12 protein-coding genes are annotated in these 15713 nt (G+C 45.7%); 9 read left to right on the forward strand and 3 right to left on the reverse strand.

Annotation, left to right across the window (positions count from 1 at the left end; all coding sequences use genetic code 11):
• Window positions 1-135: 135 nt before the first annotated feature.
• Entirely contained in the window at window positions 136-513 is a 378-nt protein-coding gene (locus tag IEW69_RS13090; protein ID WP_188627314.1) for a YdhR family protein, read from the reverse strand.
• A 250-nt stretch (window positions 514-763) separates the two neighbouring features.
• On the opposite strand from IEW69_RS13090, the gene IEW69_RS13095 reads away from it, so the two are divergent.
• From IEW69_RS13095 to IEW69_RS13125, 7 genes are all read left to right on the forward strand, one after another.
• Entirely contained in the window at window positions 764-1153 is a 390-nt protein-coding gene (locus IEW69_RS13095; protein ID WP_188627315.1) for a hypothetical protein, read from the forward strand.
• Window positions 1154-1426: 273 nt separating this feature from the next.
• Window positions 1427-2800: a dipeptidase gene (locus IEW69_RS13100; protein WP_188627316.1), complete on the forward strand. Its 1374-nt coding sequence runs from the start codon at window positions 1427-1429 to the stop codon at window positions 2798-2800.
• A 562-nt stretch (window positions 2801-3362) separates the two neighbouring features.
• A complete protein-coding gene (ligD, locus tag IEW69_RS13105; RefSeq protein ID WP_188627317.1) occupies window positions 3363-6185 on the forward strand; it encodes a DNA ligase D in 2823 nt (940 codons plus the stop codon).
• Window positions 6186-6311: 126 nt separating this feature from the next.
• Complete coding sequence (locus IEW69_RS13110) at window positions 6312-6908, forward strand: PAS domain S-box protein (protein WP_188627318.1); 597 nt, start codon at window positions 6312-6314, stop codon at window positions 6906-6908.
• A gap of 43 nt (window positions 6909-6951) precedes the next feature.
• The gene (locus IEW69_RS13115; RefSeq protein WP_188627319.1) at window positions 6952-7524 is read left to right on the forward strand and encodes a biliverdin-producing heme oxygenase; all 573 of its coding nucleotides are present in this window, start codon (window positions 6952-6954) and stop codon (window positions 7522-7524) included.
• Between the two features lie 19 nt (window positions 7525-7543).
• Window positions 7544-9769, forward strand: coding sequence for an ATP-binding protein (locus IEW69_RS13120; RefSeq protein ID WP_188627320.1), 2226 nt, complete (start codon window positions 7544-7546; stop codon window positions 9767-9769).
• A gap of 211 nt (window positions 9770-9980) precedes the next feature.
• Complete coding sequence (locus IEW69_RS13125) at window positions 9981-10292, forward strand: hypothetical protein (protein ID WP_188627321.1); 312 nt, start codon at window positions 9981-9983, stop codon at window positions 10290-10292.
• Between the two features lie 5 nt (window positions 10293-10297).
• Here the strand turns inward: IEW69_RS13125 and IEW69_RS13130 are convergent, their stop codons facing one another.
• Window positions 10298-11545 (reverse strand): cation:proton antiporter, encoded by a 1248-nt coding sequence (locus IEW69_RS13130; protein WP_188627322.1) that lies wholly within the window; start codon window positions 11543-11545, stop codon window positions 10298-10300.
• 69 nt (window positions 11546-11614) lie between these two features.
• On the opposite strand from IEW69_RS13130, the gene IEW69_RS13135 reads away from it, so the two are divergent.
• Window positions 11615-12547, forward strand: a complete 933-nt coding sequence (locus IEW69_RS13135) for a glycoside hydrolase family 25 protein (protein ID WP_229663621.1) — start codon at window positions 11615-11617, stop codon at window positions 12545-12547.
• Here IEW69_RS13135 and IEW69_RS13140 read toward each other — a convergent pair.
• Window positions 12540-13649, reverse strand: coding sequence for a mandelate racemase/muconate lactonizing enzyme family protein (locus IEW69_RS13140; protein WP_188627323.1), 1110 nt, complete (start codon window positions 13647-13649; stop codon window positions 12540-12542). The genes IEW69_RS13135 and IEW69_RS13140 overlap by 8 nt on opposite strands.
• Window positions 13650-13698: 49 nt before the next feature.
• On the opposite strand from IEW69_RS13140, the gene IEW69_RS13145 reads away from it, so the two are divergent.
• Complete coding sequence (locus IEW69_RS13145) at window positions 13699-15711, forward strand: thioredoxin domain-containing protein (RefSeq protein ID WP_188627324.1); 2013 nt, start codon at window positions 13699-13701, stop codon at window positions 15709-15711.
• The last annotated feature ends 2 nt before the right edge of the window (window positions 15712-15713 follow it).

Raw genomic sequence — 15713 nt, forward strand, 5'->3', positions numbered from 1 at the left:
AATCAGTTAATGGCAGCCTGCTGATCCAGCTAAGGGTAAGCGGGAAGAACAGCGATTATGAACGGCTGCGCACAAATATACCAAAAAGTTTAGCTTTGCTTTAATTCAATTGTTAAAGGAGATGCGGTACAACCTTTATATACCCTTGTTTATCATGGATAAAGATTGATTAACCTCAAAGTATTGGATGTTGATGTTGGCGGCACCGATAGAACTAAGTCGTTCACGTTGCTTTTCTGCGAAACTCCTTGCATTTTCAGCATTGTCAAACAGGTGAATTCCACCAGCAACGCCGGTTTCCTGATTCTCAATCCATATCTTAGAAATAAAGCCTTCCTCCAGGTTAAGACTTTCTGCTAATGGCTTGCCATTTTCGGCCAAACGGTTTCCCGACATATTTTTGTCGAAATCAAAATGTATCTGCAGTAAAATCATGGAATCAGCTTTCCGCATCAAATTGTAACCCTGTACTAATTGTAATATGCCGATGCGCGATGGTTGGCCAGCTGCCATTGATGTTTCGCTGAACCAGTGGCCGGCCGGGATGTGGAAAGTAGGTACAGGACACTTCAAGTTTAGAAGCTATGCAAGTATTCATAGGGTGAGAGTTAATAAAGATCGTAGCAAATATAATATAAGTCACCATAAGGTGACCAGGTTTGTGCACATAAAAGCTGATCTACAAGTATTTTGGTGGTACGGATCAACTCATGGACGAATATATCCAGACCAAAGACTTCTGGAGCAACGTTAGGGCGAGAAAGTGCCTAATGCAATTACCGACGGCGGCAAGGCATTCGTCGAAGAAATGCTGTTATTACAATTTGATCAGGTCGCCGGCGATGAGGCACTTCAAAAGCTTCTGTTGTGGCGGCTAACAGAACAACGAAATTCCCTTCAAAAGCTGGTTGAGGCACAGGAGGCAAACGGCGAAATCTTGCTAAAGAGCATCACTGACCCACATTTTCAAGACCGGTCTACGCAGTTTCGCGCCATAGCGGCCTTGCTGATTGGCGGCACCTACTACCTGGATTTATACGCTGCTGTAAATGGCAGTGTTTTTTGTGGTATTGATCTGGCAACGGAATCCGGAAGAAACGAAATCAAGAAGGCATTGTCCTTTCTGGTAGATACCACATATAAAAATCTATAAATCAAAATTATTACTCGAAGGCTTCAGAAAACATAGTTTGACGCCTTGACGCTCCTGAATCGACCTTTGTGAATCCCCAAATCCAGCTAAGAAGTAATGACTGTGATGTGATAAAGTATTTTTATACTTTAGCATCCTCACATTCGGGTGCGTTTTTGCGCGATGCCTGTAGCCTTTTCCGCGTTGAAAACCGCTATAAACAGGCTATGAAAAGCTTTAAGAAATCACCAAACGATCCTGAGACCATTTAATAAAATTGAAACATTCATTGTTATGCAAGAGATCAAAAAATATGTAGAAGAAAATAAGGAGCGCTTCCTGGAAGAGCTTTTTGAACTGCTTCGTTTCCCATCGGTAAGTGCGGATCCTAAATACAAAGGTGATGTACTAAAAACAGCGGATTACGTCGCGCAAAAGCTGAAAGATGCTGGTGCTGATCAGGTAGAAGTTTGTCAGACTGCAGGGTATCCAATCGTTTACGGTGAGAAAATCGTAGATGCTGCTTTACCTACGGTCCTGATCTACGGACATTATGATGTACAACCTGCAGATCCATTGGAGCTGTGGCATACGCCGCCTTTTGAGCCTACGGTACGCGACGGCAAAATTTACGCCCGTGGCGCCTGCGATGATAAAGGTCAATTCTACATGCACGTGAAAGCTTTTGAGCTGATGATGCAAACCAACACCCTTGCATGTAACGTTAAGTTCATGATTGAGGGTGAAGAGGAGGTGGGATCAAACAACCTATCCATTTTCGTTAAAGAAAATGCAGAACGCTTAAAAGCCGATGTGGTGCTGATCTCTGATACATCCATGATCAGCATGGAAAATCCTTCCATCGAAACCGGGCTTCGTGGCCTGGCCTACATGGAAGTTGAAGTTGTCGGTCCGAACCGCGATTTACACTCCGGTGTTTATGGTGGTGCCGTTGCAAACCCCGCAACCATCCTATGTAAGATGATCGCTTCGCTGCACGACGAGAATAACCACATCACCATTCCTGAATTCTACAACGATGTTGTGGAATTATCTGATGAGGAGAAAAAAGCACTAAACAGCGCACCATTTGACCTTGAAGAATACAAGGAAGACCTGAACGTTAAAGCAGAATGGGGAGAAAAAGGCTATTCTACACTAGAACGTACCGGAACTAGACCAACACTTGAAGTAAATGGTATCTGGAGCGGTTATATTGGAGAAGGTGCAAAAACAGTATTGCCTTCAAAAGCTAATGCTAAAATCTCGATGCGTTTGGTGCCAAACCAAAGCTCGAAAGAGATTGCGGCAATTTTTACCAAACATTTCGAAAGCATTGCGCCAGACTATGTTACGGTTAAAGTAACCGAGCACCATGGTGGCGAGCCTGTTGTGACCCCAACAGATAGCGTTGCTTACCGCGCAGCTGAACAGGCTATTCTTGAATCGTTCGGCAAAAAACCAATTCCAACCAGAGGTGGTGGTAGTATTCCTATTGTCGCGTTATTTGAAGAAGAACTGGGCATCAAGTCTGTATTGTTTGGTTTCGGCTTAGACAGTGATGCATTACACTCGCCAAATGAGAAATATGACATTTTCAACTATTACAAAGGCATTGAAACTTTGCCATTGTTCCATAAATATTTTGCAGAACTGAGCAAAGGTTAAAACTTAGCACAAGTTTAAAATGATAAAGGAGCTGAATCACACCGTGGTCAGCTCCTTTTTTCTTTGGCATGAAGCCCAGAAAGCAAAGACGATAAAGCACAAATAGCACCAGGATTTAGACACAGCTGATCCACACCTTGCACACACCTGCTCCACACCTGACCCACGTAATCTGTGGGTAAGCTGTGTTTCAGGTGTTGTTTAGCCATGAGCGATTGATAGCCTTTTCCAATTTGTATTTTCAGCTATTTGCTAGATTGTTGTGAGCTGTATTTGCAAGATTGTGGTACGCTGATTATATTTAAGAAAATAAAAAACATGACGCTCAACAAGATCATTAACATCGGACTCGTTTTTTCCCTCATCGTATTGTTATTAAACGTTGTTTTAATACTTGCTGATTTCAAAAGCATAGGAAAGTTCCCCATTGGCCTTGCCGTCACGACAAGCTTTTTGTTTATGCTGAAAGTACGAAGAGCAAAACAGGCTAAACAATCCCCCTTAGTCTAGCTACAAACCTTTACCCGCTGCCCATTGTTATAATCGTACCAAATACACGATTATGAGTCTGGATCAATATGTAGAGAAACGGGATTTCAGTAAAACCACTGAACCAAAATCTGGTAAAAGTAAGGACAAGGATAAACTCACCTTTGTCGTTCAGAAACATGATGCATCCAGGCTGCATTACGACTTCCGTTTAGAGATGGAAGGTGTATTAAAAAGCTGGGCGGTGCCGAAAGGTCCTTCAACAGACCCTAAGAATAAGCGCCTTGCGATGATGGTGGAGGACCACCCATTTGATTACCGTGATTTTGAAGGCATAATCCCGAAGGGGGAGTATGGCGGTGGAACCGTAATCGTGTGGGATGAAGGTACCTATGAGCCCATAGAACCGATTAAAGGAAAAAAGGCGCAGGAAAAGCACCTGCTGAAGCAACTGCATGAAGGTTCATTGAAGATCAAACTTCATGGTCAGAAGTTGCAGGGTGAATTCGCGCTCGTGAAAACCCACGGCATGGGTGAAAATGGCTGGCTCATGATCAAACATAAAGATGAGTTTGCCTCTACAAAGGACATCACCAAAGCAGATAAATCTGTCCTTTCCGGAAAAACCATCGAAGCGATGGAGAAGACCAGTGAGAAAGTCTGGAAAGACGGTCACCAACAGGATGTTGCGCCACCTGATAAAAAAACCAAAAGCACAGCAGCAAAGAAATCCAAAACAGCATCAACCAAAGCCAAGTCCAGCAAAGCGGCTAAGCCTGCAAAGGCCGGTAAAGATATATCCGAGCCTGCAGCGGCGCTGGACAACACAAAGGACGAAAAAATACAAGATAAGGTTGATGTAGCCGCGCTAATTAAAGCGGCACCGAAGGCTAAGATTCCGACGGGCATAAAGCCAATGCTGGCAACCCTGGTGGATGAACCCTTTGACGATCCGGACTGGCAGTATGAAGTTAAATGGGACGGGTATCGTGCTTTGGCCTATGTAAACAAGGGAGAAGTGGAGTTGCTGTCGAGGAACAAGAAGTCCTTCAACAATAAGTTTTACCCCATTCCAGATATCCTCAAAGCATCTGGCTTGAATGCGGTGCTTGATGGGGAAATCCTGGTGCTGGATGAAAAAGGCCGTTCTAATTTTGGCGACCTGCAGAACTGGCGCAGTGAGGCTGATGGCGATCTTGTGTATTATGTTTTCGATCTGCTGTGGTATGAAGGCAAGAACTTGATGGAGTTGCCACTGTATCAACGACAAGCAATTCTTAAAGACATTTTGCCTACAGATGATGACCGTTTAAGGTTGGGCCCGGTCTTTAATGCAGATGGGATAGAGTTCTTTCACGCTGCGGAGAAAATGGGACTGGAGGGCATTATTGCCAAGCAGAAAAACAGCACCTATTCACCAGACTTACGCTCAAAACAATGGTTAAAGGTTAAAGTACATAAGCGCCAGGAGGTGGTTATTGCCGGTTACACGAAGAATGAAGATACCTCCAAGCAGTTCAGTTCGCTGCTGCTCGGTGTGTACGAGCAAGGACGATTGCAGTATGTAGGAAAAGTTGGTACAGGATTTTCTGACAAGGTGCAGAAGGAGATGATTGCGGCATTTAAACCTCTAATTGTAGATGAAAGTCCATTTGAATCCATCCCGGATGTAAACAAGGGTTCCAGGTTCAGACCCAATCCGCCGAAGGCGAAAGCGACATGGCTGAAGCCTGAACTGGTGTGTGAGGTTGCCTTTACCGAAGTAACAAGCGACGGCGTGTTCCGTCATCCTTCTTTTCAGGGCATTCGCATTGATAAGAAAGCGAAAGAGGTGGTTAGGGAAACCGCGGTAGATACAGCAGATATCGTTGCTGTGGAGCCCGAGGAAGCCCCGAAAGCAAAGTCAGCCGCGAAAGCTGACAAACATAACGCAGCGATTAAGCCGCCGGGAAATAAAGAGCGCAAGACCTTACTGAACCCTAAAGACGAAACCCAGGTGCGAAAAGTCTGTGGACATGATCTTAAGTTCACCAACCTGAGCAAGGTTTACTGGCCCGAAGATAACGTGACCAAACGCGACATGTTCAACTTCTACTATCAGATTGCGGAGTATATTCTTCCGTACCTGAAAGACAGGCCTATGTCGCTGAACCGTTTTCCAGGTGGCATCCATGGACCGAGCTTTTACCAGAAGGATGTGAAGAATAAAGCACCAGAATGGGCAAAGACCTTCCCATACCGGACCAGCGATGGGGAAGATAAGGAGTACCTGGTAGGGGATGATGAAGCAACTTTATTGTGGATGGCTACCCTTGGCTGCATAGAGATGAACCCATGGTTTAGCAGGGTGCAATCGCCAGATCATCCGGATTATTGTGTCATTGATCTGGACCCTGACAAAAATACCTTCGACCAAGTGATAGAGGCGGCTTTGGTTGTAAAAAACTTGTTGGATGCCATTGATGTGCCATCTTTTTGTAAGACATCAGGCTCTACAGGAATTCATATTTATATCCCTATGGGCGCAAAATACACCTATGATCAAACCCAGCTTTTTGCCAGGATTTTGGTCAACCGGGTGCATGAAGAGATCCCGGAATACACCAGTTTGGAGCGGATGATTTCTAACCGGAAGGGTAAGATGTACCTGGATTTCTTACAAAATCGCCCTGGTGCGACCATTGCGGGTCCATACTCCTTGCGCCCGAAACCAGGAGCAACTGTCTCGATGCCATTGCATTGGGATGAGCTGAAGCCAGGACTGAAGATGCGCGACTTCACAATCTTTAATGCGCTGGACAGACTGAAGGTTGAAGGCGATCTGTTCATAGGGGCATTGGGAGAAGGTATAGATCTGGAGAAGGCGATTGTAAAAGCAAAATCTGTGTTTGGATAAGCAATTAGGGGGAAACCTGCGTGCAATTTGCTTCCATTTTGCAAGTGGCGGCAAATATGAATGGAACGATTTATGTACGACAGTCCTGCCAGGTAGCCAAAACGGTTTAAGCGCCTGCCTTTATCTATGTCTTTGGTAAAACCAGAATCTGCAATCCTTACCTTAATTCATCACGATCCACGTGTCTGCTTTGTATTTGATTTAGACGCAAAGAACTTTTCCTATGCTAATCCTGCTTTTTACACGTATTTTCAGACCAAAGCAGAAGGCCTGAAGGCGGAACGAATACAGAAGATGATTAGTAAAGAAGATCGTGCAAGGGTAGAGAAGATCTTCTGTGCTCTGGAGCCTGGTGTGATGCAGCAGCTTGATTTTAGTTTGAAATTACCGGACGGCGTGCTCCACTTTGTGGAATTATCGATCACATTGGACGTCCAGGACTCAGGCCGGCTGGTCACAGGCTTTCTACAAGATGTAACAATTCAGAAGCAAAAAGAAGTTACGGACAAAGATCTCCGGGCGGAGAAAGAACTGCGTAGACGCACTTTGAGGCATGATATTGCTGGTACGCTTGGCTTTATTCCAACCTTTACACACTTGCTGCTTAAAAAATCTGAAAGCCTGGAAGATCCACAGATTCCCGTGTTGCTTAGTTCGATAGAAAGTATAAGTAAAGAAACCTTGACAAAGATTAAGGAATACATGAGCGAAGAGGCCAATTAAAAGGAATTCATACATTTGTACTTTACATTCAATACCATATAAGTTGATTAAAAATAATCTTTTAGAGCAGCTGAAATCTGAAACGCTGTCTAATCACCAGCAGCTGGAAAAAAACCTGATATTAAAGCTTAAGGAGATGGCTAGTCTCCAGGATTACCTTCACATTCTCCAGATTTTCTATGCTTACTTTGGCGCTTTAGAAGATCAAATCAATCAATATATCGGTGCAGATCAGTTATCTGATTACGCGGCACGCAGAAAAACCCTGAGTATCAAAGAAGATATTCTGGCATTGAATGGCATAGTGCCTGAGAAAGCAACGGCTGCAGATTTGCCCGTGATTGACGATGTACTTAAAGCATTTGGTGCGCTATATGTTATTGAGGGATCTACGTTGGGTGGACAGGTGATTAGCAAGATGATCTCCAAAAAACTTGAACTGGCTACCGGTGAAGGACTTAGCTTTTTCAGGAGTTATGGTGAAGATACCATGGCCATGTGGGACAGTTTTAAAGTTGTGCTGGAAAGCCACGCCAATACGCAGCATGAAGCTGATGTAATTACGCAGGCGGCTAATGAAACCTTTCAGAAGTTTAAGGTCTGGATGGAAAAGTAATGATTTCTAATTTAAAAAAATGTTTGTACCAACCTTAGAAAACTGTAGTAGGGAACCCATACACATCCCCGGTCAAATTCAGGATCATGGTTTTCTCATCGCTTTAGATGGAACCTTCCGAATCACATACTGCAGTGAAAACGTCGTAAACTTCTTTGGGATTACGGCAACTGAACTTCTTAACCGGCCGGCAGGTATGCTGGACAGTTACCTGAGAAGAACAGAACCGCCCAATTTTGTGATTCAACTCATCAAGTTGGCGCAAAGTGACCAGGGTTTCGAACCTTTCAATCCATACCCATTAACCATCAACGGGCTACCTTTCAACCTGATTATCTCCAGGTCCGAGCAGTTTTATCTGCTTGAATTTGAACCGGAGTTCTCTGATTTGAAAGCAGATCTTCAGCGTGTGGTTGGTCGTTCGTTATCAGAAATGCTTTCAGATATTCAGCCTGCGAGTATTTTAAATAAGTCGGTAACCAAGATTAAAGAAATCATCGGCTACGATCGCGTGATGATCTATAAATTCCATGCTGACGGTCATGGTGAGGTTGTTGCAGAGGTGAAGAATGATAATCTGGAGCCTTTCTTAGGCTTACATTATCCGGCTACAGATATCCCGAAGCAAGCCAGGGAACTCTACAAGAAAAATCTAACCCGGCTGATAGCGAATGTTTATACGACGCCATCGCCGATTTCGACGATGCTTCAGGCAGATATGGCACCATTGGATTTAACCAATTCTGCATTGCGGGCCGTTTCGCCCATACACATCCAATACCTCAAAAATATGGGTGTGGCATCTAGTTTCAGTATTTCCCTGGTTCATGAAGATGAACTCTGGGGACTGATTGCATGCCATAACTATACGCCAAGGTTCATTAATTATAAAGAACGTGATGCTGCGAAGCTGATCGGACAGGTTTTGTCTTCAGCATTGAGCTTCCGTATTCTGGAGCAGGATGAGCAGAATGCCGCCCGCTACAAAGTTTCTACGGATTTATTAACGAGACAGTTGATCCGTGAGAATAACATTGCCAATGCCTTGTTTAACCATGAATGCACCTTATTGGATGCAGTAGATGCGACAGGCGTTGCCATGTTTTTCGACAATGAGCTGCATACCAAAGGGCCCGTTCCGGATGAAGCGTTTTTAAACAAGCTGGTTAGCTGGCTTGATGAAAACATGGAGCCGGATATTTATGCCACTCAGAAATTATCGGAGATCTATTCGGATGCACTTGAATTCAAGGAAGTTGCAAGTGGTATGCTGGCCTGCCGTTTATCTAAAGAACTTCGGGAATACATGATCTGGTTCCGTCCGGAAGTGATTTCAACTGTGAACTGGGCAGGAAATCCGAACAAAGCAGTAGAAGTTACAGGACCTGATATGAGCACGATTTCACCAAGGAAATCCTTCGAAGTCTGGTCGAGCGAAGTGCATCTTACTGCAGTGCCCTGGATTCATGAAGAGCTGCAGTCGGTACTAAAACTCAAAGAAGAGATCAGGTTCGCAATCAGTCGTAAAGCCACCCAGCTCAGGGTACTGAACGAAAAGCTGAAAGAAGCTTATGATGAACTGGATGCTTTTAGTTATACGATTTCTCATGACCTTAAAAACCCACTTTCTTCAATAAAGAGTTATTCGCAAATCTTACTACGCAATGCCGACTTGGACCCCAAAGCGCAGCATATGATCTCCAGAATTCTATCTGGTGCAGAGAAAATGCAAGCGATGATTCAAGATGTGTTAACCTATTCTAAGGCGGGGCAGATCAAGTCAGAATACAAGCTGGTGAACATGGAAAACTTGTTGAATGAATTAAAACAAGAACTGCTGGTATCTTACAACGATACTGATGTGAAAATCAACATCAATGGTGTTCAAGACGTTTACGGAGAAGAGACCATGGTGATGCAGGTATTCTCTAACCTGATTGGTAACGCGGTGAAGTATTCACAGCAAGCCAGTAAGCCTGTGGTAAACATCAGCGCGGTAGATCATGGCAATGAGGTTGAATATGCGATTCAGGATAACGGCATCGGCATAGACCCATCAGAGCAGGAGAAGATCTTTGAATTGTTTACCAGAGCGAGTGATGTTAAGGATTTTGAGGGTACCGGTGTAGGGCTTTCCATTGTTAAAAAGATCATGAATAAACATCAGGGAAGAGTGTGGGTAGACAGCAAGATCAACATGGGGTCTACGTTTTTTGTACGATTTAAAAAACCGGAGTTGGCCTAGAGTTCGAGCGCAATACTTATAATGACTTTCCTTGTAATACGCTAGGAATGAATACGGTACCTATTGCCCGTCCGGGTGTGGAGCCTTCCGAATGGCAAAATACCAGGTCCGGAACTTCAATGAGCTCAAATCATTGATTGAAAAATACAACATTTAGGCACTTAGATTGTTATAATCCTGTTTTTACTAATTTTTGTAGTAACACGGGCTTATGACAGTTACTGTAGTTCCAATCATTGAACCAGATCCAAGACCTGGTGTTCCATTAGCTAAGGTTATGCAGGAAAGGCTTCGCCGTATTGCGCAGGACTTGCAGGAAGTTCATTTGCGACATATGGAATCTGTTGAACCACTTTTTGATGACCTGGTGGTTTACGTGAGCTATAACAGCAAATATGCTGTACGTTGGCGCATTGTGAATGATGTGCCTGCTGCGGCCGAGACTATGACGGCTGAGGTTTGTGCCAAGCTTGGGTACATTAAATGGAAAACAGCAACCATAAATCTGTTCCACAGCCGCTAGGTTGTTTATTCCGGGACTTTCTCTTTCGGCAAAGTTGCTTGCAGGTGTTTCATGGCTGGCGTAGAGCTGATGCCATGTACCACTATGGATAGCATAATGGTGAAAGCGACAACCGCCCACAGTTCATCCTGATTTTCGAAGGTTGCCTCATGTAAAGCAAAGGCCAGGTAAAATATAGAGCCCATCCCTCGGATACCGAAGAAGCTGATTGCAAGTTTTTCCTTGATATTTATATCACGCTTAATCAGGCTGATCATGCCGGTAAGCGGGCGAACGATAAACACAAATCCTATGGAGAAGAGTGCCATCTTCCAGGTTAATGCATCAAGAATACCAGTTACCAGACTGCCTCCGAAGAGGATCAGGAGCACGGCAATGAGCAGCCGCTCAATCTGATCGGTAAAGGAGTGGAGCTCTGAATGAAACTCGTGTCCTTTCTCGTAATGCCTTAGGTTTACCGCACAGATGAACACGGCAAAGAAGCCATAGCCGTGCAACAACTCTGTAACACCGTATACCAGGAACGTAAGTGCAAGGGCAAGAAAGCCGTCTGTTGTTTTCAGGAATTTGTATTTGGCAGACAGATCGAACAGGAGATAACCTACGCCACGCCCGAATGCCCATCCAACAGCAATACCAGCAAGGATCTTGTAGACAACGTCAACGCCGAACCAGGTAAGCCATTCTCCGCCAGTAGAAAGTTTTCCCATGGTCATGAAAACGGCCAGCCACACAAATGGAAAAGCCATGCCGTCGTTCAGGCCCGCTTCAGCAGTGAGTGCGAATTTGGTTTCAGATTTTCGCTGTTCATTTGGCGGTCCGACTTGCACATCGGAAGCAAGAACGGGGTCGGTAGGAGCCAGGACAGCGCCGAGTAATACAGCCGAAGCAAGGCTAAATCCAAGGAAAGTATACCCAATCAGCATGGCAGCGGCCATCCCGAGAATCAAAGCGATGGTTACCAGGCGCAGTGGCGAAGCCCAGTGTCGCCAGGAAAACGATCGGTCTAGCTTTATACCGGTACCCATTAATGAAATGATGACGACAATCTCTGCAAAGTGCATGGTAAGGGTTCCATGTTCTTTAGGGTCTGCAGGTGGCATATGGTCAGGTACGATGGTGTAGAGCAGTACACCGATGAGCATGTAGATGATGGCGTATGAGATGCCACGATCTTTGGTTAAGGCTGGAATCCAGACCATGCCTAATGCAGCAAGGCCAAGGAGTGCTAACTCGAGCGTATATGGGTCCATATTTAACTTATTGTTATATACATTACGTTATTTGCCCCAGAAAGTTCTGGCATTTCGTATTTTTACGGGGTGCCACCACCTAAGAAACCGAACAATCATGCTGCGCTGGAAGATATTCCTAATCCCTTACGGTCCGGAAAACCTGTAAGAAGGAGCGCTCCTGCACCTGTTCGGAAGGCTGCCCCGAAAAAGCGTTCATCTAAGAAAAAACCGCTCCCGGCTTATGTGAAGTTTGCTGTCGGAGCGCTGGTGTTGATTTTATTATCACCTTTTTATTACGGTTACATCATCAAAGGTTTTAGTTCTACCTGGCGCTGGGTACTCGATATCGGTGAGGATCCAAATTACCGTACGTACAACAGTTTCGAGATTAAAATTCCCGTGGCCTACAACATTCATGGCATAGATGTTTCCTACTACCAGGGTAAGATTGACTGGCCCAAGGTAAGGGCCATGAAAGAAGATGGGGTGCAGGTCAGTTTTGCGATCATAAAAGCAACTGAGGGGCTGGCGAGTGTGGATCCATATTTTCAGCGGAACTGGCGCGAGGCTGCAAAGGTGGGGATTGTTTGCGGTGCCTATCATTTCTTCAGGCCTTCCAAATCTGGTAGACAGCAGGCCAGGTTGTTCCTGCAGACGGTTCATTTTGAGCAGGGTGACTTGCCTCCGGTCGTGGATATTGAGCACCTCAATGGCGCCACACCTGCTGAAATGCGGGTAGAGCTGCAGGCGTTTTTAGATCATGTGGAACAGAAGACAAAGGTGAAACCGATCATCTATTCCGGTCTCACCTATTATAATGATTATCTGAAAGGCTACTTTGATGCGTATCCTTTATGGATTGCGCACTATTACAAGTCTGAGCTGAAGATCGACAGCGGTGCAAACTGGTTTTTCTGGCAGCACTCTGATAAAGCGAGGATCACGGGCATCAACCACGTGGTTGATTTCAATGCTTTCCGCGGCGATAGTACAGCCTTTCAGTCTTTACTGATTAAGTAGTTGCATCTACAGTCCACTTTTCACATTGTTCCAGGAAAGCAGGATCTGCATCGGCACCAATACCAATGGTGTCTGGTGCGCTGAGCTGGTACCCATCAAAGGTTAGTCCGCCAATTACAGGATCTATCAGGTGGCCGAGCAGGCAGGTATCCAGATCATAAAATACCACATTAGGACTCGCCAGTGCGAAGTGTAGCTTAGCACTCAGGGCAATTCGGGTTTCCAGCATGGCACCAATCATGCATTTAACGCCACTTTGAAGGGACATCTCGTGGATCTTTTGTGCTTCCAGAATGCCGCCGGACTTGGAAAATTTGATATTGATATAGCTGCAGGACTGGCTGTTGATGAGCTTGCGGGCGTCATGGTGATTGTAGCAGCTTTCGTCGGCCATAATCTTTACCGGTGAATTCAGGTGTAACTCCGGCAGCCGATCATCGAACCAGGTGCGCATGGGTTGTTCGCAGAACTCAATGTCGTACTGGGCCATCTGGCCCAGTGCATGTAGCGCTTCATCGAAGTCCCAGCCCTGATTGGCATCCAGGCGGATGGACATTTCAGGCCCTACTGCAGCGCGGATTTGTTTAACCCTTTCAATATCTTCAATAGCGTTCTTTCCGAGTTTCACCTTGAGGAAGTTGCAGCCCTTGTTTCTGATCTTTAAAGCAGCTTCTGCCATCTTCTCCGGCGTATTGATGCCAATGGTCATGTCTGTTTCTACGATCTTATGCTGTCCGCCAAGGAAGGCGTAAAGTGGAAGCTTGGCATCTTTTGCGGCGATGTCAAACAGTGCCATGTCAAACGCGCTTTTAATGGTGCTGTTGTGCGCAGCGGCAGCAAGCAGGTCGTTCATGCGATCTGGTATTTCCAGTGGGTCTTTTCCGATCAGCTGTTTTGCGAACAGTTGCGCCATGATGATGCAGGTGTCCTGGGTTTCGCCCACGATCATTGGAAAGGCAGAACATTCACCGATACCGGTAATTCCAGCATCTGTATGGATTTTCAGTAGGGTGTTCTGCGCAAAGTGCATGGTGCCAGTCGCAATAACAAAGGGCTCCATGGGAATGCTGAATCGGTAAATATCGATGGATGTAATCTTCATGCCTTGGTGTTTCCGTAAAAGTAATAATTATCTCTTTACCTTTAAGGCTATGAAAGGGAACCCCAATAAGCTCATAAATGCTTCCTCGCCGTACCTCTTACAGCATGCGTATAATCCTGTAGATTGGCATGAGTGGGGTGAGGAGGCGCTCGAAAAGGCCCGCCGAGAACAGAAGCTGTTGCTGGTTAGCATCGGCTATTCGGCTTGCCACTGGTGCCATGTAATGGAACGCGAAAGCTTTGAATTGCCGGAGGTCGCTGCGGTGATGAACAAACATTACGTGTGTATAAAGGTGGATCGCGAGGAGCGCCCGGACATTGATCAGATATATATGCTGGCGATACAGCTGATGACGGGGAGCGGCGGCTGGCCATTGAATTGCATTTGTCTTCCGGACCAGCGACCGATATATGGGGGCACGTATTTCCGTAAGGACGACTGGATGAACATTCTCCAGAATGTTGCGGGGCTCTGGGCGACGGAACCTGCGAAGGCGCTGCAGTATGCCGAGCGACTTACAGAAGGTATTGTGCAAGCGGAGCGGATTGTGCCAAATGTGTTTCCTGACGATTTTGATGCATCGCAGTTGGATGCCATTGTAAAGCCCTGGGTAGAGCGGTTTGACCTTGAGGAAGGCGGGCACAATGCTGCGCCGAAGTTCCCCATGCCAAACAATTGGCTGTTTATGCTGCGGTACAGTCAGCTTAGTGGGGACACGGCCACCGCACACGCGGCAAGGCTTACGCTGGATAAGATGGCTTATGGTGGCATCTACGATCATTTGGGTGGTGGTTTTGCAAGGTACAGTGTTGATGAACGATGGCATGTGCCGCATTTTGAAAAGATGCTGTACGACAACGGGCAGCTTTTAAGTCTATATGCTGAGGCTTTTCAGCTTACAAAGGATATAGCATACCGCAGGGTTATTCAGGAGACAGCCGACTGGCTTGCCAGAGAAATGACTGCTCCGGAAGGGCTGTTCTATGCGGCACTTGATGCGGATAGTGAGGGCATTGAGGGAAGATTCTATGTGTGGGATAAGGAGGAGATTGACGCTTTGTTGGGCGAGGAAGCTGTGTACTTTAACGCTTACTACCAGGTTACTGCGGAAGGGAACTGGGCGGAGGAGGAAACCAACATCCTGATGAAGCAACAGGATGACGCAAGTTTTGCTGCTGAATATGGGCTGACACTACACGCATGGCTGGACATCCTGCAGCGGAGCAAGCAGAAGCTGCTGGAGAAAAGAGCGAAGCGGGTGCGACCAGGGCTGGATGATAAATGCTTAACGGCATGGAATGCAATGGCGATAAAAGGATTGGCAGAGGCTTCGGTGGTTTGTGGTGTTAAGGAATGGCTTGGGATGGCGAGTACCGCTGCAAGTTTTATCATTCAGAATATGAAAACACCTGAAGGCGGTTTGTACCGTAACTTTAAGCAGGGTAAGCCTTCCATCCATTGCTTTTTGGATGACTATGCCTTCATGATTGATGCATTGATCAGTCTGTATCAAGCTGATTTCAATGAAGCCTGGTTATATGAAGCCCAGCAGCTTTGTGATTATGTGATGGAACAGTTTGAGGATCCTGCAGGGCCGATGTTCTTTTATACAGGTAAAGGTGCAGAGGCACTCATCGCCAGGAAACATGAGTTGATGGACAATGTGATACCAGCATCTAACTCTGTGATGGCGCAGAATCTTCAACGGTTGGGCTTGTATTTTGACCATGACGGCTATTCGGCGCGTTCGAAAGCCATGCTCATGACGGTTCTGCCACAAATGAAAACCTATGGTTCAGCGTATTCAAATTGGGCGATTCAGTTGCTGAATGAGGTTTACGGCCTTACAGAAGTGGCAATTACAGGTGAAAAGCAGTCGGAAGTACTGGAAGCGCTGAGTTCCATTTACTTGCCGAACAAAATTATCTTAGCAGGAACAAATACAACGCTTCCATTGTTAAGAAATAAACAAAGCATAGAAACAAAAATCTATATTTGCCGCAATAAAGCATGTCAGCTGCCTGTGAATACAGTTGAAGAAGCACTTAAATTAATTATTTAAAC

Source organism: Pedobacter quisquiliarum (assembly GCF_014642175.1).
Lineage (GTDB): Bacteria > Bacteroidota > Bacteroidia > Sphingobacteriales > Sphingobacteriaceae > Pedobacter > Pedobacter quisquiliarum.